At 72.0% G+C, this 23,278-nt stretch carries 21 protein-coding genes; 13 read left to right on the top strand and 8 right to left on the bottom strand.

What is annotated here, in order from left to right; all coding sequences use genetic code 11:
- Positions 1 to 144: 144 nt before the first annotated feature.
- Complete coding sequence (locus ACH4U8_RS19790; RefSeq protein WP_395779033.1) at positions 145 to 639, top strand: GNAT family N-acetyltransferase; 495 nt, start codon at positions 145 to 147, stop codon at positions 637 to 639.
- Positions 640 to 675: 36 nt separating this feature from the next.
- On the opposite strand, the gene gdhA is transcribed toward ACH4U8_RS19790, so the two are convergent.
- A complete protein-coding gene (gdhA, locus tag ACH4U8_RS19785) occupies positions 676 to 2,037 on the bottom strand; it encodes an NADP-specific glutamate dehydrogenase (protein ID WP_395779031.1) in 1,362 nt (453 codons plus the stop codon).
- 193 nt (positions 2,038 to 2,230) lie between these two features.
- Here gdhA and ACH4U8_RS19780 point away from each other — a divergent pair, with 193 nt between their 5' ends.
- Both ACH4U8_RS19780 and ACH4U8_RS19775 read left to right on the top strand, forming a co-directional pair.
- Complete coding sequence (locus ACH4U8_RS19780) at positions 2,231 to 3,181, top strand: glutamate ABC transporter substrate-binding protein (RefSeq protein WP_360306131.1); 951 nt, start codon at positions 2,231 to 2,233, stop codon at positions 3,179 to 3,181.
- A 53-nt stretch (positions 3,182 to 3,234) separates the two neighbouring features.
- Positions 3,235 to 4,152, top strand: a complete 918-nt coding sequence (locus ACH4U8_RS19775) for an LLM class F420-dependent oxidoreductase (RefSeq protein WP_395779029.1) — start codon at positions 3,235 to 3,237, stop codon at positions 4,150 to 4,152.
- Positions 4,153 to 4,214: 62 nt separating this feature from the next.
- Here the strand turns inward: ACH4U8_RS19775 and ACH4U8_RS19770 are convergent, their stop codons facing one another.
- Positions 4,215 to 5,429 carry a pyridoxal phosphate-dependent aminotransferase gene (locus ACH4U8_RS19770; protein WP_395779524.1) on the bottom strand — a complete coding sequence of 405 codons (1,215 nt, stop codon included), beginning with the start codon at positions 5,427 to 5,429 and terminating at the stop codon, positions 4,215 to 4,217.
- A 300-nt stretch (positions 5,430 to 5,729) separates the two neighbouring features.
- Between ACH4U8_RS19770 and ACH4U8_RS19765 the strand changes: the two genes are divergently transcribed.
- The 3 genes from ACH4U8_RS19765 (at position 5,730) to ACH4U8_RS19755 (ending at position 9,006) form a co-directional block, all read left to right on the top strand.
- Positions 5,730 to 6,251 carry a GNAT family N-acetyltransferase gene (locus ACH4U8_RS19765; protein ID WP_395779027.1) on the top strand — a complete coding sequence of 174 codons (522 nt, stop codon included), beginning with the start codon at positions 5,730 to 5,732 and terminating at the stop codon, positions 6,249 to 6,251.
- 132 nt (positions 6,252 to 6,383) lie between these two features.
- A complete protein-coding gene (locus tag ACH4U8_RS19760; RefSeq protein WP_360306125.1) occupies positions 6,384 to 7,376 on the top strand; it encodes a 2-dehydropantoate 2-reductase in 993 nt (330 codons plus the stop codon).
- Positions 7,377 to 7,629: 253 nt separating this feature from the next.
- Positions 7,630 to 9,006, top strand: coding sequence for an SDR family NAD(P)-dependent oxidoreductase (locus ACH4U8_RS19755; protein ID WP_395779025.1), 1,377 nt, complete (start codon positions 7,630 to 7,632; stop codon positions 9,004 to 9,006).
- A 152-nt stretch (positions 9,007 to 9,158) separates the two neighbouring features.
- Here the strand turns inward: ACH4U8_RS19755 and ACH4U8_RS19750 are convergent, their stop codons facing one another.
- Positions 9,159 to 9,755: a PadR family transcriptional regulator gene (locus tag ACH4U8_RS19750; protein WP_395779023.1), complete on the bottom strand. Its 597-nt coding sequence runs from the start codon at positions 9,753 to 9,755 to the stop codon at positions 9,159 to 9,161.
- Between the two features lie 255 nt (positions 9,756 to 10,010).
- Here ACH4U8_RS19750 and ACH4U8_RS19745 point away from each other — a divergent pair, with 255 nt between their 5' ends.
- The 3 genes from ACH4U8_RS19745 to ACH4U8_RS19735 all read left to right on the top strand — a co-directional run bounded on the left by ACH4U8_RS19745 (position 10,011) and on the right by ACH4U8_RS19735 (position 11,779).
- A complete protein-coding gene (locus ACH4U8_RS19745) occupies positions 10,011 to 10,337 on the top strand; it encodes a hypothetical protein (protein ID WP_395779021.1) in 327 nt (108 codons plus the stop codon).
- A gap of 44 nt (positions 10,338 to 10,381) precedes the next feature.
- Positions 10,382 to 10,810 carry a proteasome activator gene (locus tag ACH4U8_RS19740; RefSeq protein WP_395779019.1) on the top strand — a complete coding sequence of 143 codons (429 nt, stop codon included), beginning with the start codon at positions 10,382 to 10,384 and terminating at the stop codon, positions 10,808 to 10,810.
- A 111-nt stretch (positions 10,811 to 10,921) separates the two neighbouring features.
- Positions 10,922 to 11,779 (top strand): thioesterase family protein, encoded by an 858-nt coding sequence (locus ACH4U8_RS19735; RefSeq protein ID WP_395779017.1) that lies wholly within the window; start codon positions 10,922 to 10,924, stop codon positions 11,777 to 11,779.
- A 57-nt stretch (positions 11,780 to 11,836) separates the two neighbouring features.
- On the opposite strand, the gene ACH4U8_RS19730 is transcribed toward ACH4U8_RS19735, so the two are convergent.
- Positions 11,837 to 12,709, bottom strand: coding sequence for an AIM24 family protein (locus ACH4U8_RS19730; protein WP_360306113.1), 873 nt, complete (start codon positions 12,707 to 12,709; stop codon positions 11,837 to 11,839).
- A gap of 179 nt (positions 12,710 to 12,888) precedes the next feature.
- On the opposite strand from ACH4U8_RS19730, the gene ACH4U8_RS19725 reads away from it, so the two are divergent.
- Positions 12,889 to 13,872, top strand: a complete 984-nt coding sequence (locus ACH4U8_RS19725; protein WP_395779015.1) for a TIGR03620 family F420-dependent LLM class oxidoreductase — start codon at positions 12,889 to 12,891, stop codon at positions 13,870 to 13,872.
- Between the two features lie 75 nt (positions 13,873 to 13,947).
- Here the strand turns inward: ACH4U8_RS19725 and ACH4U8_RS19720 are convergent, their stop codons facing one another.
- Positions 13,948 to 15,015, bottom strand: coding sequence for an aminotransferase class V-fold PLP-dependent enzyme (locus ACH4U8_RS19720; protein ID WP_360306109.1), 1,068 nt, complete (start codon positions 15,013 to 15,015; stop codon positions 13,948 to 13,950).
- A 166-nt stretch (positions 15,016 to 15,181) separates the two neighbouring features.
- Entirely contained in the window at positions 15,182 to 15,661 is a 480-nt protein-coding gene (locus ACH4U8_RS19715; RefSeq protein WP_360306107.1) for a hypothetical protein, read from the bottom strand.
- Between the two features lie 255 nt (positions 15,662 to 15,916).
- Here ACH4U8_RS19715 and ACH4U8_RS19710 point away from each other — a divergent pair, with 255 nt between their 5' ends.
- The 3 genes from ACH4U8_RS19710 to ACH4U8_RS19700 all read left to right on the top strand — a co-directional run bounded on the left by ACH4U8_RS19710 (position 15,917) and on the right by ACH4U8_RS19700 (position 20,927).
- Positions 15,917 to 17,383 carry an MFS transporter gene (locus ACH4U8_RS19710; protein WP_395779013.1) on the top strand — a complete coding sequence of 489 codons (1,467 nt, stop codon included), beginning with the start codon at positions 15,917 to 15,919 and terminating at the stop codon, positions 17,381 to 17,383.
- A gap of 176 nt (positions 17,384 to 17,559) precedes the next feature.
- Complete coding sequence (locus ACH4U8_RS19705; protein ID WP_360306103.1) at positions 17,560 to 18,393, top strand: ABC transporter ATP-binding protein; 834 nt, start codon at positions 17,560 to 17,562, stop codon at positions 18,391 to 18,393.
- On the top strand, positions 18,393 to 20,927 hold the full coding sequence (locus tag ACH4U8_RS19700) for an ABC transporter permease (protein ID WP_395779011.1): 2,535 nt from the start codon (positions 18,393 to 18,395) through the stop codon (positions 20,925 to 20,927). Before ACH4U8_RS19705 ends, ACH4U8_RS19700 begins: the two co-directional genes overlap by 1 nt.
- Before the next feature lie 174 nt (positions 20,928 to 21,101).
- On the opposite strand, the gene ACH4U8_RS19695 is transcribed toward ACH4U8_RS19700, so the two are convergent.
- Both ACH4U8_RS19695 and ACH4U8_RS19690 read right to left on the bottom strand, forming a co-directional pair.
- Positions 21,102 to 21,776, bottom strand: a complete 675-nt coding sequence (locus ACH4U8_RS19695) for a response regulator transcription factor (protein WP_360306099.1) — start codon at positions 21,774 to 21,776, stop codon at positions 21,102 to 21,104.
- Positions 21,773 to 23,152 (bottom strand): sensor histidine kinase, encoded by a 1,380-nt coding sequence (locus ACH4U8_RS19690; protein WP_395779009.1) that lies wholly within the window; start codon positions 23,150 to 23,152, stop codon positions 21,773 to 21,775. The genes ACH4U8_RS19695 and ACH4U8_RS19690 overlap by 4 nt, the downstream gene beginning before the upstream one ends.
- Positions 23,153 to 23,278: the final 126 nt, after the last annotated feature.

The following is a 23,278-nucleotide window of genomic DNA, read 5'->3' as shown; positions in this document are numbered from 1 at the left end:
ACGTCCGCGCTGAGCGGACGTGACCCGTCGAACGTAACAGCGGGCGCGGCGACCCGGCCAACGCTTTTCGCCCGGTCGCGGGCGGCGCTGCGAGGTGCGGCCCGCACCGTCCGGTCGCGCGATCGGCACTGCCAGACTGCTCCGATGATCGTCGCACTCGCACACGAGGCCGACCGGCCCGGCTTCCTGACCCTGGCCGCCGAGGTGGAGCACTGGTTCGGGCCGATGGTGGACGAGCCCGGCTTCCACGCCGCACTGGACGCACACATCGCGGCCGGCCTGGCACTCGTGGTCCGGGAGGACGCGGGGCGGCCCGGGTTGCTCGGCGGCCTGCTCTTCGGCGTCGAACCGCCGGTGCATCACGTGCACTGGCTGGTGGTCTCCGCGGCCGCCCGGGGCCGCGGTGTGGGCCGGGCGCTGATGGCGCAGGCCACGCGGCGCTTTGTGCGCGGGCCGGGCAGCATCGAGTTGATCACCTTCGGGGCGGACCACCCCGGTGCGATCGAGGGTGGTTCCCGCGCGTTCTACGCGTCGCTCGGTTTCGTCGCCGCCGAACCGGCCGAGCCGGGTCCGGAGGGCGGCTCGCGCCAGGTGTTCCGCCGCACGGTCGGCGCGGAGCCCTCGCCCGACCGGTACTGACCGTCGGGCGAGGGCAACGAAGCGGGGACTACCCGGTCACACCACGCCGAAGGCGGTCATCGCCTCGGCGACCCGCAGGAAGCCGGCCACGTTGGCGCCCAGCACGTAGTCGCCCTCGTGGCCGTGCTCGGCGGCCGTCTCCAGGCACGTGGCGTGGATGTCGCGCATGATCGCGCCCAGTCGGGCGTCGGTGTCGGCGAAGCTCCACGACGTGCGCGCGGCGTTCTGCGCCATCTCCAGCGCCGAGGTGGCCACGCCGCCCGCGTTCGCCGCCTTGCCCGGGGCGAACGGCACGCCCGCCGCCTGGAAGACGTGCACCGCGTCCGGTGTGCACGGCATGTTGGCACCCTCGGCGACCGCCATCAGACCGTGCTTGACCAGGTGCGTGGCAGCCGCACCGGAGAGCTCGTTCTGCGTCGCACAGGGCAGCGCGACATCACACGGGACCTCCCAGACCGAGCCGCCGGACACGTAGCGCGCGTGCGGCACCCGGTCCGCGTATTCCGCGATCCGCCCGCGCCGCTCCAGCTTGATCTCCTTGAGCAGGTCCAGGTCGATGCCCTTGTCGTCGACGATGTAGCCGGCCGAGTCGGACGCCGCCACGACCCGGGCGCCGAGTTCGCGGGCCTTCTCGATGGCGAAGATCGACACGTTGCCCGAACCGGAGACCACCGCACGGCGATCGACCAGGTCGTCGCCGCGCACCCGCAACATCTCGGCCAGGAAGTACACGCAGCCGTAGCCGGTCGCCTCGGTGCGCACCTGCGACCCGCCCCAGCCCAGGCCCTTGCCGGTGAGCACGCCGGACTCGTACCGGTTGGTGATCCGCCGGTACTGGCCGAACAGGTAGCCGATCTCCCGCCCGCCGACGCCGATGTCGCCCGCCGGCACGTCGGTGTGCTCGCCCAGGTGCCGGTACAGCTCGGTCATGAACGACTGGCAAAAGCGCATCACCTCGGCGTCCGAGCGGCCCTTCGGATCGAAGTCCGAACCGCCCTTGCCGCCGCCGATGCCCAGCCCGGTGAGGGCGTTCTTGAAGATCTGTTCGAAGCCGAGGAACTTGACCACGCTCAGGTTGACCGAGGGATGGAAGCGCAGCCCACCCTTGTACGGCCCGAGCGCGCCGTTGAACTCGATCCGAAAGCCGCGGTTGACCCGCACCCGTCCGGAGTCGTCGGTCCACGGCACCCGGAACAACACCTGGCGTTCGGGCTCCACGAGCCGCTCCAGGAGCGCCGCGTCGGCGAGTTCGGGACGCCTGGTCAGCGCCGCGGCGAGGCTCTCCAACACCTCGTGCACCGCCTGGTGGAACTCGGGCTCGCCGGGGTTGCGGCGCAGCACCTCGTCGAAGGTCCTTGCCGCCGGGCCGGTCAGCTCGGCGAATGTCTGGGGACTCATGGGTGGTTGTCCTTCCGTCGACGGGCGCGTCGCGGGCGATCGCGTGCGGGGTCACGCTATCCGCCCCGCGGCCCCGGACGGTCGCAGCCGGCCCCGCGCGTCGGGATGAGGGAACGCCCTCATTCCTGCGGAACCCCCACCTGCGATGCTGCATCCCGTGTGGCCCAAAAGATTTGATGCAGCGTCACGTCGAGTGGCGGCCCTGACCCTCGTGCTCCTGACGGCCGCGTGCGGGATGGGGGGCTCGGCCGGGACCGACCCGCGGTCCGAGCCGCCGGCCCGATACAGCCCGATCGAGGTGGGTGTGCCCGATCCGGTGCTCGCGCCCCCGGTCCCGGCGCCGCCGTGCGACCCGAGTCGGAGCCTGACGCCGACCACGCCGGGCCGGGCGGGCGCGATGCCGGCCGGTTCGACGATGCGGGCGATCCAGGACCGGGGTCGGCTGGTGGTCGGCGTGGACCAGAACACCCGGATGTTCGCCGCACGCAACCCGAGCACCGGGGCGCTGGAGGGCTTCGACATAGACCTGGCCCGAGAGGTGGCCAAGGCGATCTTCGGCGACGCCGACCGGATTCGGTTCGTGACCATCCCGCCGGGCCGCCGGATCGACGTCCTGGTCGGCGGCGAGGTGGACATGGTCGTGGACGCGATGACCATCACCTGCGAGCGCCGCCAACAGGTGGAATTCTCCGGCGTGTACCTGGACGACGCGCTGCGTTTCCTGGTGCCCAAGGGCACGAAGGTGACGAGCCTGGCCGATCTGGCCGGCAAGTACGTGTGTGTGTCCTCGAACACCACGCCCGAGCGTCGCGTGGCCGAGTCCAAGGCCCGGGTGTACGCGGTCGCGGACCGCACCGACTGCCTGGTCGCGCTCCAGGAGGGCCGGGTGGCGGCGGCGTACACCAACGCGTCGCTCCTGGAGAGCCTGCGCGAGCAGGACCCGTGGCTGGAGGTGGTCGGGCCGACCGCGGTGGAGGAGGTCAAGGGCATCGCGATACCCAAGGGGCAGACCGATTTCCTGCGCTTCCTCAACGGCGTGCTGGAGCAGGTGAAGAGCAACGGTCAGTGGCAGGCGCTCTACGACAAGTGGTTGCGCGCGGCCCTGGGCGCGGCCAAGCCGCCGACCACCAGCTACGGCGGATGACCTTTGTGGCAGCGGTTACTGACGATGCGTCAGGTCGCTGCTACGTTGCCGCCATGTTCCTTTCGCTCGGACTGCCCACACACCTGGTGGAGGCCGGCGCCGATCTGATCAGCGCCGAGGCCGTGATGGAGATGTCCCGCGCGGCCGAGTCCGCCGGGTTCGACGCGGTCTTCACCACCGACCATCCGTTCCCCGGCGACCAGTGGCTCGCCCACGGCGGCCATCACACGCTCGACCCGATGGTCACGCTGTCCTTCGCGGCGGCGGCCACCACCCGGCTGCGGCTGCACACCAACCTGTTCGTACCGGCGTACCGCAATCCGTACCTGTCCGCGAAAATGGTCTCCTCGCTGGACGCGCTGTCCGGCGGACGGGTGATCCTGGGCGTGGGTGCGGGCTACCTGGAGCCGGAGTTCGCCGCGCTGGGCGCCGACTACGCGAACCGCAACGACGTGCTGGACGACGCGCTGCGGGCGATGCGCGCGGCGTGGACCGGGGAGAGCGTGGGCGGCAACACCATGCGCCCGCGCCCGGCGCAGCCGCGGATCCCGATCTGGGTGGGCGGCAACAGCAAGCGGGCGATCCGCCGGGTGGTGGACCTGTGCGACGGCTGGCTGCCGATGCCGGCCCCGGCGGGCGCGTCCAAATACCTCAAGACCCCGGGCCTGGAGACGCTGGCCGACCTGGCGGCGCGGCTGGACTACGCCCGCGAGTACGCGGCCTCGGTGGGCCGTACCGACCCGATCGACGTCACCTTCATGCCGCGCGGGATGAGCATGTTCGACGGCGACGGCATCGATCACGAGGCGATCGTCGCCGACCTGACCGAGCAGGCCGCGGCCGGGGTGACCGGGGTGACGCTGACGCTGCCGGCCACGTCGCGGGCGCGGTACCTGGAGCAGACCGCCGCGTTCGGCGAGCTGGTCGTGCCGCACGTCAGGAAGTTGGCCGTGCGCCCGCTCCTGGGCTGAGCGGGCGGGCCCGGCGCCGATGCGACGCCGGGCCCGTGCGGGGGCGGGAAACGCCCCGCGGCTCACTGGCTGTAGGAGCCGATGAAGTCGCCGATCCGGGTGATCGCGTCGGTCAGGTCCTCGACCTGGGGGAGCGTCACCACCCGGAAGTGGTCCGGCTGGTGCCAGTTGAATCCGGTGCCCTGCACGACCAGGATCCGCCGGCTCTGGAGCAGGTCGAAGACGAACTTCTCGTCGTCGACGATCTTGCACACGTCCGGGTCGATCCGCGGGAACGCGTACAACGCCCCCTTGGGCTTGACGCAGGTCACCCCCGGGATCGAGATCAGCGCCTCGTACGCGGCGTCGCGCTGGGCGTGCAACCGGCCGCCGGGCAGGATCAGGTCGTTGATGCTCTGGGAGCCGCCCAGCGCGGTGGCGATCGCGTGCTGCGAGGGCACGTTCGCGCACAGGCGCATGTTGGCCAGGATGTTCAGGCCCTCGATGTAACTGGCCGCGTGCCGCTTGGGACCGGACAGCAGCAGCCAGCCGGAGCGGAAGCCGGCCACCCGGTATGCCTTGGACAGGCCGTTGAAGGTCAGGCACAGCAGGTCCGGCGCGAGCGAGGCCAGCGGGATGTGCACGGCGTCGTCGTAGAGGATCTTGTCGTAGATCTCGTCGGAGAGGAGGAGGAGTCCGTGCCGGCGGGCGAGATCGACGATGCCTTCCAGGATCGGCTTCGGGTAGACCGAGCCGGTCGGGTTGTTCGGATTGATCACCACGATCGCGCGGGTGCGGTCGGTGATCTTGGCCGCGATGTCGTCGAGGTCGGGGTACCACTCCGCACCCTCGTCGCACAGATAGTGCACCGGCGAACCGCCGGACAGGCTCACCGCGGCCGTCCACAGCGGGTAGTCCGGCATCGGCACGAGCACCTCGTCGCCGTTGTTCAACAGCGCCTGCAGAGCCATCACGATCAGCTCGGACACGCCGTTGCCCAGGTAGACGTCGTCGACGTCGACACCCTCGATGCCGCGGGTCTGATAGTGCTGCACCACCGCTCGGCGGGCGGACAAGACGCCCTTGGAGTCCGAGTAACCCTGCGCGGTCGGCAGGTTGCGGATCATGTCGTGCAGGATCTCGTCGGGTGCCTCGAAGCCGAACGGGGCCGGGTTGCCGATGTTCAGCTTGAGGATCCGGTGCCCCTCGTCCTCCAGGCGTTTCGCCTCGTCGAGGACCGGGCCGCGGATGTCGTAACAGACGTCCGCGAGCTTCCCCGATTGGCGCACCTCGGGCAACGGACGATGTTGTGGCTGCGACAACTCTTCGACGCTCACCTGGATATCTCCTCCTCGCAGGGCAATCGCCCGCGCGATCCTCGGGTGCACGGTGTGGGCGGGCGACCCCGCGAGTCTTCCACGCCCGGGGGCCGTGACGCAGTGGGATATTTGCCACGTGGATCACCCGGTACCCGTTCGGGACGGGGCCGGCACCGGCTCGGGACGCTGCCGGTTGGACGACAAGAGTTCATCCGCGCGTTGCCCGCGTGGCAGATCCAAATCACCCGACGGCGCGCTCGCGGTGCCACCCTGCCGCATATGGACGTGTCGTACTTCTACGGAACTGCGGGCGAAATCGACGCCGCGAGTCTGTATCGGCTGTTGTCGCTGCGCAGCCGGGTATTCGTGGTCGCACGCCGGCAGCCCTGGCTCGATCCCGACGGCCGTGACATCGAACCCGGTACCGCGCACCTGTGGGCGGAACAGGACGGGGTGGCGGTGTCCACGCTGCGCCTGACCGAGGAGGGGGACGGCCTGTTGCGGATGGGTCGCGTGTGCACGTTGTTGTCGCACCGCAGACAGGGACACGCCACCGTCCTGGTGCGACACGCCCTGGTCCTGGCGGGCCCGCGCCCGGTGATCTCCGACGTGTACGCGCGCAGCGCGGACTGGTTCACCCGGCGCGGCTTCGAACCGCGCGGCGGGCGCACCGTCGTGGACGGCGAGCCGCACACGTCCATTCAACACGTTCCGGCGGCACGCCGTGTACCGGCGCCGTCCGGCGGGTCCGGGTCCGGACAACGAGGGGGTGGGTACGTGCCGGCGTGGGCGTCGACCTGACCACGAGCCGCACCCACCGCCTCGCCCGCGCGTGACGAGCCGCGCCGCCGGCCGGAAACCGGTGGCCTCGCGGGCCCCACGGCGCTGCCGGGACGTGTTTGGATGGCCTCTCGTGTCGGGGAGGGATCGGCCATGCGATTTGTAGTCCTGGGGGCCGGGGCAATCGGCAGCGTCCTCGGTGCTCGCCTCGCGCAGGCGGGGCACGACGTGCACCTGGTGGGCCGACGCGCCCACGTCGACGCCATCCGCGCGCACGGGCTGCGGGTCCAGTCCCCGGACCGTGAGGACGTGGTGCGGCTCGACGCGGTGACCGACATCGCCACGTTGGATTCGCTCGTGGACTGGGCCCGGGTGCACGCGGTGGTGTTGTGCGTGAAGTCCCAGGACACCGCCGGCGCGCTGCGCGAGCTGGCCCGATACGCCGATTCGCGAGTGCCGATCCTGTGCGCCCAGAACGGGGTGAGCAACGAGGACACCGCGCTGCGCCTGTTCGCGAACGTGTACGGCGTGCTGGTCGCGTGCCCGACCGCCTTCCTCGAACCGGGCGTGGTGCGCACCTACTCGTCGCCGGTGACGGGGGTGCTCGACATCGGCCGCCATCCGCGCGGTCGGGACGCGTTCGCGGCCCAGGTGTCACGTGTCCTGTCCGGCGCCGGCTACGGCTCCGAGGTGTACGAGGACATCACCGCGTACAAGTACGGCAAGCTGGTGACCAACCTGGGCAACGCGGTCGAGGCGCTGTGCGGCCCGAACGCGCGCGGCGGGAACCTGGACCGACTGGCCATGGACGAGGCCCGTACGGTGCTCTTCTCGGCCGGCATCCACGCCGAGTTCGCGCCGGTGAGCGCGCTCGTGCAGGTACGCCCGGTGCGCGGCGAACGGCGGCCGGGCGGCTCGTCCTGGCAGAGCCTGTACCGCCACACCGGCGGCATCGAGACCGACTACCTCAACGGCGAGATCGTTCGGCTCGGCCGGTTGCACGGCGTGCCGACCCCGGTCAACGCGGAGCTGCAACGCGCCGCGAACCGACTGGTGGCGGTCGGCGGCGAACCCGGCTCGGTGTCCGAACTCGACCTGCTGCGCGCCGTCGTGGACGGTCGGGACCAGCCCCGTCGGGAAGCCTGAGCGCGGCCGGGGAGCGCGGGAGCGCGGGGAAAAGCCGGTGACCGCCGGGTCGGCAGCTCGCTAACCTGACGATCCGTCGGCGAACCGCCGACGTGCCGACCCGACGCTTCGTCGGCAGCGCGCCCATGATCCGCCCGCGAAGGGAGTACACCGATGGGAGCCGCAAGTGCACCCGGTTGACGCCCGCTTCGCGGATCCCGCGGAGCCATAGGGCCGGCCGCCGGATCCGCCGCACGTCCCTCGGGGGAACCTCATGAACGACCCGGACACCCGCGCCGACTTGCCATCCCTCGAGGACTGCCTCGCCGTCCTCGGCGCGCTGTCGGACCTGGCTCCGGAGGCACCCGAGCGGCGACGGATCGAGCAGGCGCTCGCGTCCTTCGTGCGTTCCGGGCGCCATCGCCGCCGGGCCGAGCAGCGCGCGCTGCGCACCCGGGAGCGCACCGAGGTGACCGAGCGCACCGCGCTGGGCGCCGCCGACCGGATCGAGGACCGTGCGCTGGACGACACCGGACTGCCCTCGTGCGTGGGCGTGGTCGAGATGGGCCTGCGCTGCTACGTCTGCAAACAGCCCTACCGGCGGGTCGACGGTTTCTACCACCGGCTGTGCCCCGCGTGCGCGGTGGAGAACCGGCAACGACGCCACGCGCGCACCGACCTGACCGGGCGACGGGCGCTGGTCACCGGCGGCCGGGTCAAGATCGGCCACGAGCTGGTGCTCAAACTGCTGCGCGACGGCGCGGAGGTGATCGTGACGTCGCGCTTCCCGCACGACACGCACGAGCGGTTCGCCGCCGCGCCGGACCACGACGCGTGGGCGCATCGACTGCACGTGCACGCGATCGACCTGCGCGACCTCGGCGGCCTGGTGGCGTGGTGCGATCGACTGGTGGCCGAGGGGCGCCCGCTCGACATCCTGGTCAACAACGCGGCGCAGACGATCCGTCGACCGGCGTCGGCGTACGCGCCGTTGTTGGCGGCCGAGCGGGCCGCGCTGGGGCCGGGCGCGTTCGAGTTCGCGTCCGGGGCCGGGTCGTTCGCGCTAGACCGGTGGCCCGCCGACGGGTGGGACCCGGCCGGGACGCCGCCGGGCGCGGAGCCGGCTCGGGTCGAGCCGGACGCGGCGGGGCTGATTCCCGACCGGGCCGTCGCCAACTCGTGGTCCAAACGGGTCGACGAGGTGGATCCGGTGGAACTGCTGGAAGTGCAACTCGTCAACGTCACGGCGCCGTTCGTGCTGGTCGGCCGGCTGCTGCCGCTGCTGCGCGCGAGTGCGCGCGAGCGGCGCTACATCGTCAACGTGTCGGCGGTGGAGGGCCAGTTCGGGCGGGCGTACAAGTCGCCCGGGCATCCGCACACGAACATGGCCAAGGCCGCGTTGAACATGCTGACCCGAACCAGCGCCGAGGATCTGGCCGCCCACGGCGTGTACCTGAGCAGCGTGGACACGGGCTGGATCACCGACGAGAAGCCGCTCCCGGGCAAGGCGCGGGTCGCGGCCGCCGGGTTCCGCACGCCGTTGGACATCGTCGACGGCGCGGCCCGGGTGTACGACCCCATCGTGCGCGGGGAGCGGGGCGAGCCGGTGTTCGGGTGCTTCCTCAAGGACTATCGGGTCGCGCCCTGGTGATCGGGGAGTTGCCGACGGTCGGGTTCGACGGTGGCGGGAGGGTGCCCCGGTGGTCGGTCTCGACTACCGGGGCACCTGCTGCGGCACCGGCCTGCGGCTCGGCACGGAGGTGCCGAACCGCAGCCGGTGGTCGGTGATCCGGGCGACCCACATCAGTCGGCCTCGGCCAGGATCAGGTAGAGCCGCTTGCGGGTGTCGTTGACGACTTCCAGGGCCTTGGCCCGCTGCGCCTCGGTGCCGTTCATCATGAGCTGGCGCAGCGCGTCGCCGATGCCGTGCATCGCCGAGCGCAGGTCGTGGACCGCCTCGAAGTCGACGCCCCGGCTGGCCTCGTCCCAGGGCTTGGTGCCCTCGGGGAGTGCGGCGGCCTCCTCGCGACCGGCGTCGGTGAGGGTGAACAGCTTGCGGCCGCTGCCCTCGACGCCCTCGATCACGCCCTCGTCCTCCAGGAGCTGGAGGGTCGGGTAGACCGAACCGGGGCTGGGCTTCCACACGCCACCGGTGCGCTCGCCGATCTCCTGGATCATTTCGTAGCCGTGCATCGGCCGTTCGGTGAGCAGAGCCAGGATCGAGGCTCGTACGTCGCCGCGTCGGGCGCGACCACGCCCGCGGCCGCGACCGCGTCCCTCCGGTCCGCCGCGGCCGTGCCCGCGTCCCCACGGGCCGGGGCCGGGCGGGCCCCACGGGCCGAAGGCCGGGCGGTCTCGTCCTTCCGCGCCCCACTGGGGGCGTCCCTTGCTGCGGTGCATGAGTTTCTCCTTGTTGATCTTGTGTGTGTATCGCGATCGTTCGCGATGGCTCAACGATATATCGGGAGTGCTTCTTTCGCAAGCAAGTGAGGTGCGGTGCGTTCGGCCGGGCCGGCGGTGGCGTGAACGGCGATCTGCGCGGGTTCTCCACGGAACCCGCACGAGGCGGACGCACGAGACGCGTTGGGCGGGCCTTGCCTACGGGTAGATTTCGGTTGATAGCTCTTGGTGATCGACTGGCGTGGGGAGAGGGCTGTGTGGACCTGGTTGGTGGTGGGCGCGGTCGCATACCTGCTGTTCCTCGCGGGCGTGATCGTGGTGCTGCGGGCGGCCAAGGCGCGGGCGCGGGCGGAGCGGGCCGCCGACGCCCGGGCGGTCGGGGCGCCGACGGTGGCGCAGGCATCGGAAGGGGGCCCGATTCCGCCGCTGCGCGGGGGTGAGCGGCCGGCGGCCGAGCCGGCCGCCGAGGACGACGAGGCGCGTGCGCACCCGCTGCCCGACGAGCACACCCCGCCGGTGCGCGAGTGCGATCCGGGGCCGTCCGGACCGTCCGCTCCGCCCGCCTCGCGGGCCCGGGGCTGACCCCCCGGCGGTTTTCCGGCTTCCGCGCCGGGTAGGCGCGGCGCATGGTTGATCCGATTGTCACCACCACCCACGACGGGGACGACCGGCGTGCACTCGGCGAACTCGTGCCGGCGCCCGACCGCGTGATGCGCGTCGCCGAGATGATTCGCCACCTTCTGGAGGAACTGCGGGACGCGCCGCTGGACGAGTCCGGCCGAGGCCGGGTGCGCACCGTCTACGAGCGCTCGCTGCCCGAGCTGCGGCGATCGCTCGCGCCCGACCTGTACGAGGAACTGGCGCGCCTGGCCCGGCCGTTCGCCGACGGCGACGCGCCGAGCGTGGGGGAACTACGGATCGTGCACGCGCAGTTGATCGGCTGGTTGGAAGGGTTGTGGGGCGGCATCCGGTTGACCCTGATGTTGCGGAACAACGCCGAGGTGGGACCACCGCACGGGTTTCCGGGCGGGGAGGACGACGGCTCGTATCTGTGAGCGGGGCCGGTCCGGGCGCGCGGTCGCCGGCCGGTGGACGCGCCGGCCGGCCGGATCCATGACTGTGCCAAGCTGATTGTTCGTCAGTCGAGCACCCGTGGAGTCGTCACCATGACCGAACAGGCATCCGCCGAGACCGGGCCGGTCGCCGCGCCGCTCCATGAACTCGATCGGGACACCAGGTGCGTTCCGCGCCCGGACGCGTCGGGCGTCTACGACACCACGCTCTCGCCGGACTGGGCGTTCGGCATGGGCCTCAACGGCGGTTACCTGCTCGCCCTCGCCGGCCGCGCGCTCGGCGCGGCCCTGCCGCATCCGGACCCGTTCACGATCACCGCGCACTACCTGACCACGTCGCATCCGGGGCCCGCCGAGGTGCGTACGGAGGTATTGCGCACCGGGCGCACGCTCAGCACCGGCACCGCCCGGATCGTGCAGGACGGCGAGAGTCGGGTCCAGGTGACCGCCACCTACGGCGATCTGGCCGGGTTGGATCCGCAGGTGCACACCACCGCCCGGCCGCCGGAACTGCCCTCGCCCGAGCAGTGCGCCGCGAGCTTTTCCGATGTGGCGCCGATCCGGCGCAGCACGTTCATGGACCGCACCGAGCAACTGCTCGATCCGGCGGCGGCCGGCTGGCTGACCGGGAAGCCGTCCGGACGCGGTGAGGTGCGCGCCTGGTGGCGGCTCGCGGACGGCCGCGACCCGGACCCGCTCGCGTTGTTGCTCGCGGTCGACGCGCTGCCGCCGACCGCGTTCGATCTGGGCCTGCGCGGCTGGGTGCCGACCGTGGAGTTGACCGTGCACGTGCGGGCCCGGCCGGTGCCGGGGTGGCTGCGGGTGTCGCTGACCACGCGCAACCTGGCCGGCGGCTACCTGGAGGAGGACGGCGAGGTGTGGGATTCGGCGGACCGACTGGTCGCGCAGTCACGGCAGTTGGCGCGGGCGCCTCGGCCGCGGGTGCGGTAGGAGGGGTGGGCCGGGTGCCCGCCGACGCGGGGCCCGGCCGACGCCTGGGCGCAGGAATCAGCGGGGTGGGCCGTACGGCCCGGGCGGACCGTACGGGCCCTGGGGGCCGGGGCCGTAGGGGCCGGGGCCGCCGTATGGCCCACCCGGGCCGGGCGGCGGGGGCGGTGCGCCGTGCGGGCCGCCGGGGCCGGCCCAGGTGTTGTTCTGGAAGCCGTCCCGACCCATGCCCACGAAGCGGTTCCCGTCCATCGCGGTCAGGTTCACCGGCAGGATCTCGCTGGGCTGGACCACCACGTAGCCCTCGCCGGTGAAGGCCATCGTCCAGCCTTCGCCGGTCTGTCGGCGCCGGCGCCAGATCCGCGAGGACGTGGCCTGCGCCTGAAGGCTGGTCTGCAGGCCGGCGGTCCAGGCGATCACCGCGTCGGCGTCCGCGAACACCTCGCGATCGTGGGACGCGCGCAGGACCAGCGGCGCGCCGGACGTGGTGATCACGATCTTGCCGGTGCCGCCGATCTGCATCGAATAGGCGCCCATGCCGCCCACGTTGTAGCCCGCGTCGATCTGTACGACGCTCCAGTTCAGCGTGTTGTCCAGGGCCAGGACGTTCTCGTCCTCGACGATCAGCGACTCGTTGTGCAGATTCAGGATGTGGATGCTCTGTGCCTGATTGGCCAGGTAGACCGTGCCGTGTCCGTGGCAGCGCATCAGGTCCAGCATGTCGCCGGTCAGCGCGCCGGTGCGGATCTCGGCGGCGGTCTGGAACGCCCCCTCGAATTGCACGCTTCCCTGGTAGGCCACCATCGCGCCCTTGCGGGCGAGTACCTCGGTGCCCACCTCCGGGGCCAGCAGTACCCGGAGCATGTGCGCGTTCTGCAGGCTGTAGCGCTCTGCGGACTGGCGCAGCGTGTGGTTGAACAACGGACTCTGCACGAGGTCTCCGACGGATCCGGCAACGGCATGGGTGCGGTTGGCACCTGGTACGTGTGACCAGACCATGATTCCGCGTCCATGGTTCCCTCGGAACCAAGGGTGGACCATGTCGACCGGTATGGTGCGGGAGAATCTCTCTGTTACAGCGTTACAGGACGCCAGGATCTCGGGAGCGCGCCATGACCACACCGCCGTCGACACCGGCACCCATACCCTCGTCGATACCGACCACCACCGGGCCTCGGTCCGCGCCGGGGCTCGCGGGAGGGTCCGGTCCGGACCTGGGCCGGATCGGGCTGTGGACCGCGGCGCTCGACTTCCTGCCCGTGCCGAAACTGCGCGAGACCGTGGCCGAGTTCGACGAACTCGGCTACGGCGCACTGTGGTGGGGCGAGACGGTGGGCCGCGAGGCGTTCACCCAGGCGCTGCTGGTGCTGGGCGCCGCACCGCGGATCGCCGCCGCGACCGGGATCGCCAATGTGTGGGCCCGGGACGCGATGGCCGCCAACGCGGCGGCGCGCACGGTGCACGAGGCCCACCCGGGGCGTTTCCTGACCGGGCTGGGGATCAGTCACGGCGGGCTGGTCGAGGGCCTGCGGCCGGGCGGGCGCAGGTACGAGAAGCCGCTCGCGCACATGCGCGAGTACCTGGACGCGATGGACTCCTCGCTGTACTTCGCGGCCGGCGGCGACGCCCCGCGCCCGCCGCGGGTGCTCGCGGCGCTCGGCCCGCGGATGCTGGACCTGGCCCGGGAGCGGGCCGACGGCGCACACACCTATCTGGTCACGCCCGAGCACACCGCCCAGGCGCGTGCGGCGCTGGGACCGGATCGGCTGCTCGCGGTGGAGCAGGCCGTGGTGGTCGCGACCGACCGCGAGACGGTGTTGCGGCGTGCCCGCGAGCACCTGCGGATCTACCTCGAACTGCCCAACTACCGGCGCAACCTGCTGCGTCTGGGCCTGGCCGAGGAGGACTTCGCGGACGGCGGCAGCGAACGGCTGGTCGACCGACTGGTGGTCTCGGGTGACGAATCGGCGATCCACGCGGGCGTGCACGCGCAGTTCGCGGCCGGAGCCGACCACGTCTGCGTCCAGGTGCTCGGCGAGACGATGACGCAGGCGCCGATGGCGGATTGGCGGTCGCTGGCTTCGGTGCTGCTCTGAGTCGGGGAGGGGACGTGGGCCCGTCCGGTGTGTCCGGCCCGCTCGGCGTGGCCGTCGGCGGGCGGGCCCGGTGGGTCAGGCGGTGAGCGCGGCCACGGCCGCGTCCACGTCGGCGTCGGTGTTGTACACGTGGAAGGCGAGCCGGGTGCGGCCCGCGCGCGCCGAGAAGTGGATGTCGGCGGCGGCCAGGCGGGCCTGGGCGTCGGGGAGGTCGATCGCGACGATCGCGCTGTCGCCGGGCGGCAGGCCCAGGCCGGTCCGGAAGCGGTCGGCCAGGGCGATGTCGTGGGCGTGGATGTGCTCGACCCCGATCCGCTCGACCAGTTCGAGCGCGGGGTCGGCGCCCACCTGGCAGAACCACGACGGCGAGGTGTCGAACCGGCGCGCGCTGTCGGTCAGCCGCAGCGGCGGGCCGTAGTAGGGGTCGACGTCGGGCGCGCCGGCGTACCAGTTGGCGGCGTGCGGGAGGGTGCGGGCGGCCAGTTCCGGTGCGACATAGCCGTACGCCGCGCCGCGCGGGGCCATCAGCCACTTGTAGGCGCTGACCACGAACAGGTCGTACCGGGTCGCGTCCACCGGCAGCCACCCGCAGGCCTGGGTGCCGTCCACGTAGACGCTCGCACCGTACGCGCGGGCCGCCGCGACGATGTCCGCCTCCGCCGCGATCGACCCGTCGGCGGACTGGACCAGGCTGAACGCGACGGCCGTGGTGCGTTCGTCGATCGCCTCGACGAGTTCGGCGGTCGGCACCGTGACCACCTCGACGCCGCGGGCCTCCTGGACCAGCCACGGGAACAGGTTCGAGGTGAACTCGACCTCCGGCACCACGAGTCGCCCACCGGCGGGCAGGCCGGCGGCGAACGGCGCGAGCAGTCCGGAGGTGGTGTTGCCCGCCATGATCGCCTCGGCCGGCGCGCCGACGATCCGGCCGAAGCAGGCACGCGCCCGTTCACCGGCCGCGTGGAATCCGTCCATGTCGATCCGCCCGCGCCGCCAGGTCTCCTGGGCCCGGGTCAGCGCCGCGATGGCGACATCCGGTGGCAGGCCGCTGCTCGCGGTGTTGAGCCAGCCGGGCTCCGCGCTCCAGTGCGCAAGCTCCCGGTCCGGGTCCGACGTCGGATTCGAGTCCAGTTCCGTGTCCATACCGCGAGGCTAGGCGGCTTGCGGCCTCCGATGACAGATCCACCTGCCCACAGGTGGCCTGATTTTCCGTGCCTGCGGCCAGGCCCCACTGCGCGCCGCGCCCGCCGCGCCGTCCCGCGACGGGTCGCGTTGCGTGTTCGATCCACCGGGATCCGCCGGACCGGGCCTAGGCGCCGGGGTTGCCGTCGGTGCGGGTGGCCAGCCAGTCGGGCCAGGGGACCGGGGGGTTGGGGAGGGGGGTGATGTCGCGTTCGGCGCACAGGCGGTCGAAGCCCTCGCGGTCGGCGGGGACCGCGCGGGGGTCGCCGCACATGACCTCGTACAGCGTCGCGCCCTCGGGGCCGGCGATCAGCGGGCCGAAGGCGGCGCCCTGTTCGAGGGTGATGTGGGTGCCGGCGGGGCACGGGCGGTCGCCGATCAGGACCTCGCCGGCGAGTACGAAGACGTAGTGCTCGGACATGTGGCCGTGCCGTTCGACCACGACACCCGCGTCGTAGCGGGCGTAGATCACCATGCGCTCGGGGGACCACTCCAGGAACTTCTCCCAGACCGAGGTGCGTCGGCCCCCGTGCGACTGGGCCTTGACCTCGTGCCATGGGGTCTCGGAGATGTGGGTGATGCGCAGCTCTGGTTCTCGATCCGCCACGGGGTTGCCCTCCCAGGAAGTGACGATGCGTCAGATCGATCTTGGCACAGAATCGCCCGTCGAGGTTTGGCCGTTATTTGACAGATTGTGGAAGATTGCGCAGCAAATACTTACGGGGAATTTACCCCGGCGTCTCGTTGAACGGTGATCAAGTCTTCCTGCGCCGCATAAAGTCGGTTGGTACACCCAACCAAAAACCCTGTCACGGGGCGCCGTGCGTTCCTGTCGGTGGCCCGTACATGTAAGGAACCAACCTTGAAGAGCGCGCAGCAGGCGCCGTCCGCCACTGTCCCGCCCATCGCACCCGAAACCCCGGTCGAGGCCGCGCCCGCGGGCATGAGCCGGACGGGGTTCGTCCTGCTCGTCCTGATCATGGGTGCGCTGACCTACTCGCTGCTCCAGTCGATGCTGGCGCCGGCCCTCCCGCAGATCCAGACCGAGATCGGGGCCACCGCCGACGCCACCTCGTGGCTGATGACCGGCTACCTGCTGTGCGCCTCGGTGACCACGCCCATCCTGGGGCGGCTGGGCGACATGTACGGCAAGAAGCGCCTGTTCGTGTTCACCATCGGCATGCTCGCGTTCGGCTCGCTGGTGTGTGCGCTCGCCGACTCGGTCGGACTGATGATCATCGGTCGGGTGATCCAGGGCTTCGGCGGCGCGGTGTTCCCGCTCTCCTTCGGCATCGTGCGCGACGAGTTCCCGCCGGAGCGCCGCGCGGGTGCGATCGGCCTGATGTCCGCGATCATGGGCATCGGCGGCGGCATCGGCATCGTGATCACCGGTCCGATCATGGACCACCTGTCCTACCACTGGCTGTTCTGGATCCCGATGGCGACCTGCCTGGTCACCGCGATCGCCTCGTGGTTCCTGATCCCCGAATCGCCGGTCCGGGTCAAGACCCGGATCCACTGGCTCGGCGGCGCGTTGTTGTCGCTCGGTCTGGTCGGCGTGATGCTGGCGCTGAGCAAGGGCGAGTCCTGGGGCTGGGGCTCCCTGAACACCGTCGGCCTGTTCGTGGCCGGCTTCGTCTTCCTCGGACTGTGGGTGTTCGCCGAGTCGCGCACGGACGAACCGCTCGTGGACATGCGGGTGATGCGGCTGCGCGGAGTGTGGGCGACCAACCTGGGCGGCCTGCTCGTCGGCTTCTCGATGATGGCGGGCATGCTGCTCGTGCCGCGCTTCCTGCAGATGCCCGAGAGCACCGGTTACGGCTTCGGCACCACCGTGACGGTGTCAGGTCTCTACGTGTTGCCGCAGGCGTTCGCGATGTTGCTGATCGGCCCGATGGCCGGCGTGATCGACAAGCGGTTCGGCTCGAAGCTGGCGATGGTCGCCGGCTGCGTGCTGATGGCCGCGGGCTTCACGTTCCTGGCGCTCCTGCACACCAGCGGCTGGCACATCCTGGTCGCCATGTTCATCTTCGGCATCGGTATCGGGCTGGCCATGTCGGCGATGGCCAACCTGATCGTCGGCGCCGTCCCGGTCGAGCAGACCGGCATCGCCACCGGCATCAACACCATCGCCCGCACCGTCGGCATGTCCTGCGCGAGCGCGATCTCCACGACGCTGCTCACCGCCAACCCCGGCCCGGGCGGACTGCCCGCCGAACGCGGCTTCGTACTGACCTTCGTCTGCGCGGCCGTCGCCGCCGTCGTCGCCCTCGGCGTCACCTTCGTGGTGCCCAGCCGGGCCAAGCCGGGCGCCCGCCCGGTCGCCTGAGCACCCGCGGCCCCAGGCACCGCCTCGGGGCGGCCCGTCCCCACCCCCTCGCCGTGTCGGGGGTGGGGTTGCCCCCACCCCCGATCCGCGTGGTCGCACCCTCGTGCCGCACAGCCCCCGATTTGTAGCGTCGAACCTGTTGGTTTCGACAGGCGTTACGAGGCACGGGAGGCAGCATGTTCGGGCGAGGCGGTCGCGGTACACGGCAGGCGAAGAAGGATGCCGCGTACACCCCGCGGTACGCGGCGCCCGCTTCGGTGGACTGCGCGGTGCGGCTGGACGCGGTGACCAAGGCGTACGGCAAGGGCGCGGCGGCGGTACACGCGCTGCGCGGCATCGATCTGGCCATCCCCCGGGGCACCTTCACCGCGGTGATGGGCCCGTCCGGATCCGGCAAGAGCACCTTCCTGCACTGCGCCGCGGGCCTGGACCGGCCGGACGGCGGCCGGGTGCTGCTGGGCACCGACGACCTGACCGCGATGAAGGAGAACGAGCTCACCCGGCTGCGCCGGACCCGGCTCGGCTTCGTCTTCCAGGCGTTCAACCTGCTGCCCTCGCTGACCGTGGAGAAGAACGTCCTGCTCCCGCTGCGCCTGGCCGGGGTGCGCGCCGATCGCCGGCGCGCCGCCGAGGTGCTCGCGACGGTCGGCCTGGACCGGCACGCGAATCGGCGACCCGCGCAACTGTCCGGCGGTCAGCAACAGCGCGTGGCGATCGCCCGCGCCCTGGTCACCCGGCCCGACGTGCTGTTCGCGGACGAACCCACCGGCGCGCTGGACACCACCACCGCCGCCGAGGTGCTCACCCTGCTGCGCCACGCGGTGGACGGGACCGGCGCCACCATCGTGATGGTCACCCACGACCCGGTCGCCGCGTCCTACGCGGACCGGGTGGTCTTCCTGGCCGAGGGCAACCTCGCGGGCGAGCTGTACCGGCCCACGCCCGAGGCGATCGCCGCCCGGATGGTCGACCTCTCGCAGGTGGGCACCCGACAGGAACAGGCCGCCTGATGTCGCTGCTTCGACCCAACGGTCTCGCGCGCACCTCGGTGCGCTTTCGGCCCGCGTCCTTCGCGGGCTCGTTCGTGGCGCTGCTGTTCGCCGCGATGCTGGTCACCATGTGCGGTGTGTTCATGGAGAGCGGCATCCGCGCGCATGCCACCCCCGAGCGGTACGCCGACACGCCGATCCTGGTCAGCGGGCCGGACAAGGTGAGCAAGCAGTTGGGCAAGGGGGAGGGCAAGTACACCGAATCGGCCCCGTTGCCCGAGCGGACCCGGATCGACGCCGGGCTCGCCGGGCGGATCGCGGCCGTGCCGGGGGTGCGCGCGGTGATCCCCGACCTGACCTTCCCGGCGCAGATCGAGCGGACCACACCGGCCGGGCACGGCTGGTCCTCGGCGCCGCTGGCGGGCACCCGTGAGGGCACCGCGCCGGGCGCCGGCGAGGTGGTGTTGACCATGGCCGCGGCCGGGTCGGCCAAGGTCGGCGACACGGTGCGGGCGACCACGCCCGGCGGCGAGGTCGCGCTGCGGGTGAGCGGCGTGGTGCCGGGAGAGGGCGCGCACCTGTACGTGGCCGACGCGGACGCGCAGCGGTTGGCCGGACACCCCGGCACGGTCACCGCGATCGGGGTGCTCCCGGCGGCCGGCGCGGACACCGGCAAGGTCGCCGAGGACGTGCGGGCCGCGGTGGCGGGCACCGGTGCCAAGGTGGCCACCGGGAACGCGCGTGGGGCGGCCGAGTACAGCGATTTCGGCAACACCAAGGAGATGTTCACCGCGATCGGCGGCACCCTGGGCGGCATCGTGCTGATGGTGGCGATCTTCGTGGTCGCCGGCGCCACCGCGCTGTCGGTGGGGCAGCGCCGGCGCGACATCGCGCTGCTGCGCGCGGTGGGGGCCACGCCGTGGCAGATCCGCCGGATGATCGCCACCGAGACCGCTCTGGTGTCCCTGGTGGCGGGCGCCGTCGGGGTGCTGCCCGGCACGCTGCTGGCCCGCTGGTGGTTCTCGGCCATGGACGACCGGGGCCTGGTCGCGCACGGCGTCACGCTCTCGGTGGGCTGGATCCCGATGGTCGTGGCGATCGGCGCGGGCACGCTGACCGCGCTGGGCGCGGGACTGCTCGCGGCGCGGCGCAGTGCGAAGATCAAGCCGACCGAGGCGCTGGGCGACGCCGCCACCGAGCGGGTCTTCGTCGGCTGGATCCGGCTGGTGCTCGGACTGGGCACGCTCGGCGGCGGCATCGCGGTGACCCGGGTCGCGCTGAACGCGACCGGTGACGACGCGATCGCCGCGGCCGGCGGCGTGATCATGCTGTTCATGATCGCGATCGGCCTGCTCGGCCCGATTCTGGCGCACCTGCTCGTGTCGGTGTTCGGGTGGGTCGGCAGCCTGTTCGGCACCACCGGACAACTCGCCTTCGACAACGCCCGGGCCAACTCGCGGCGACTCGCGTCGGCGATCACTCCGATCGCGCTGGCGGTCGCCTTCGCGGCCACGCTGAGCTTCATGTTCGCGGCCGAGGACCACCACGCGAGCGTGCAGTCCAAGGAGGCGATCACCGCGGATCGGGTACTGGCCGGGCCGGGCTTCGCTCCGCAGACCACCGCCCGGGTGGCCGCCACCCCCGGTGTCGCGTCGGTGACGTCGGTGCTGAACACCTCGGTCGTGGTCGTTCGGGACGGCGGCCTGGCGAAGCAGAGCGCGCAGGGCGTCGGCGGCACCACGCAGGATCTGTCGACCACGTTGGATCTGGGCGTGCGTGAGGGCAGCACCGACGCGTTGCGGTCCGGTGCGCCGCAACCGCAGGGCGGCGTGGTCGCGTTGGATCGGCAGATGGCGTCGGCGCTGCACGGCAAGGTCGGCAAGCCGGTGTCGATGTGGCTGGGGGACGGGACCGCGATCAACCCCATCGTGGTGGCGATCTACGAGCGCGGCCTGGGCACCGCAGCGGTGACGCTGCCGCGGGCCGCGGTCGAGCGACACGTGGAGACGGCGCTGGACACGCGGCTGTTGGTGCGGTTCGCCGCCGGAGCGGACGTGCGGGCCGCGGACGCGGCGCTGACCGGTCTGACGCAGCGTCACCCGGGGGTGTCGGTGCAGGACCGGGCGGCGTACGCGACCCAGGTGGACAAGGACCGCGAGACGAACAAGTGGCTGAACTACATCATGCTGGTCATCCTCGCGGGCTTCGCGACGATCGCCGCGATCAACACGATGGCGGTCACCACGGCGGCCCGGAACCGGGAACTGGGCCTGCTGCGGATGATCGGCAGCACGCACGGCCAGGTCCGCGCGGTGTTGCGGCGCGAGGCGATCATGGTCGGTGCGATCGGCCTGGGGCTGGGCATGTCGGTGGCGCTGGCCACCCTGGTGCCGTTCAACAAGGGCTCGTTCGACACCACGACCCCGTACGTCCCGCTGCCGCTGTGCCTGGCGATCAGCGCGGCCGCCCTCCTGCTGGCGCCGCTGACGGTGGCCCCGGTGGCCCGCCGGTTGTTGCGGCCGGCCCCGATCGACGCGGTCGGCGCCAAGGAGTAGGGCGGTAGCGGCGGAATCGAGGAGCGGGCCGAGGAATCGGCCGCGGCGGAAGTCGCCGCGTCACGAGCGCCGGACGGGTCGAACACGGCCCGTCCGGCGCTTTGTCGGTGGTGCGGTCGGCGGGCCGTCGATCGCCCCGGTCGCCGGCCGCGCCGATGCGCTCGGGTCGCCTGCTCAGGGGGAGGTGCGGCCCGGGGTGACCAGGCCGGTCTCGTAGGCGAAGACCACCAGTTGGGCCCGATCGCGCACGGACAGCTTGGTCATCGCCCGGCTCACGTGGGTCTTCGCGGTGAGCGGACTGAGCACCAGGTGTCCGGCGATCTCGTCGTTGGACAACCCGCGGCCGACCAGCCCGACGATCTCCCGCTCGCGCTCGGTGAGCAGCGCCAGTTCGGCGGACGGCGCGACGGCGGGCCGCGCGGCGCCGGCCGCGTACTCCTCGATCAACCGGCGCGTCACATTCGGCGACAACAGGGCGTCGCCCGCCGCGACCACCCGCACCCCGCGCAGGAGTTCGGCCGGTTCGGTGTCCTTGACCAAAAAGCCGCTCGCGCCATTGCGCAGCGCCTCGAAGACGTACTCGTCCAGGTCGAACGTGGTCAGGATGACCACCCGCACGTCGGTCAGCGCCGGGTCCGCCGCGATCACCCGGGCCGCCTCCAGGCCGTCCATGCCGGGCATCCGGATGTCCATCAGCACCACGTGAGGGCGCAGTTCGCGGGTGAGCCGGACCGCCTCGCCGCCCTCGCCCGCCTCGCCCACGACCTCCATGTCCGGCTGCGCGGACAACAGGGCCCGAAAGCCCGCGCGCACCAGAGCCTGGTCGTCGGCCAGCACCAACCTGATCATGCGTCCCCCTCGATGGACTGCGTCGGACCGCCGGCGGTCGCCGCCCACGCGGTCGGCGCAGCCTTGCCGCGGCCCTGCGCGTCGGCGCGATCACCGTAGGGCAGGTGGGCCTGGACGTGAAAGCCGCGCCCCGGCACCGGTCCCGCGACACAGCGGCCGCCGAGCGCGGCGGCCCGCTGGCGCATGCCGTGCAGCCCGTTGCCGCCGGAGGTCAGCGCGTCGGCGGGGGACGAGCTCGGCTCGGGCCCGCAGCCGTTGTCGCGGATCGACACCTGCAAACCGGTCTCGCCGTAGGTCACCCCCACCACGGCCTCGCTCGCCGCCGCGTGCCGCAGGGTGTTGGTCAGCGCCTCCTGCACGATCCGGTAGGCCGCCAGGTCCACCGCCGCGGTCAGCGGGCGGACGGTGCCCGTGCGCTCGACCCGCACGGTCAGCCCACCGGCGGAGGTGCGCGCGACCAGGTCGTCGAGCCGGTCCAGACCCGCGGTGGGCGCGCGAGGGGCACCGTCGGGACCCGAATGGTCGACCGAGTCGCCCTTGAGGATGTCCAGCACCGAACGCAACTCGCCCAGCGCCTCCCGACTCGCGTACTTGACCGCGGTCAACGCCTCGCGGGCCTGCTCCGGCGAGGTGTCCATCAACTCCAGGCCCACCGACGCCTGCACGTTCATCAGCGAGATGTGATGCGCGAGCACATCGTGCAACTCGCGGGCGATGCGCAGCCGTTCGTCGCCCGCCCGGCGGCGCTCGGCCTCGGCCAGGCCGAGCGAATGCACCCGGGCCCGCTGTGCCTCCGCGGCGTTGAACGCGCGACGCAGCCGGACCACCTCGCCGATCCCCGCGAGCACCAGCAACCACGCGGCGATGCCCAGCGCCGGCCCGAGGTCGGGCGTCGACTCGGAGGTCACCAGCGGTGATATCCAGACGAAGCCGGTGTAGCCCAGCACCAGGACCACATACGCCAACAGGCGCAGGCCGGCGGCGAAGGCGCCCCACAACGCGATGATCATCGCGAAGAAGATCGGGCCGCGCGGATAGTCGAGCATCGTGTAGACCAGCGCCGAACCGACCGTCACCACGAGCACGCCCGCGCGGTGGCGGCGGCGCACGATCAGCGCCAACGGGCCGGCGACGATCAGCAGCACCCCCCATGCGTCCAGGGCCCGGGCGGGGTCCGGCTGGCGATGGTTCGCGAAGAGCATCGTGCCCATTTGCACCGCGCAGACCAGCACCCCGAGCGCGATGTCGCGCACGACGGGTGGGACCGGGCCGAGCGTGTGCGCGAGCCAGTGTGCGCCGGGGCGGGAAACCCGCGACCACGGTGCTCGGGGCCGCGAGCCCGGGCTCCGGGTCGGGGGATTCGAGGGGCTCGTCATGTGATCAACGGTAGGGGGAGCGGGGGGCCGCGCGCGTCCGCTGCGCGTGGGCTTGTCGGATGCTCCCGGGGAAGCAGACGGGTCCCTGGAGGCTGCTCCCCAGGGAGCAGGAACGTGCTGGTCGAG

Source organism: Embleya sp. NPDC020886 (assembly GCF_044333915.1).
In the GTDB taxonomy this organism is placed as follows: Bacteria; Actinomycetota; Actinomycetes; order Streptomycetales; family Streptomycetaceae; genus Embleya.
The sequence above is the reverse complement of the archived record's forward strand: the minus strand, read 5'-3'. Positions and strand labels throughout refer to the sequence as shown.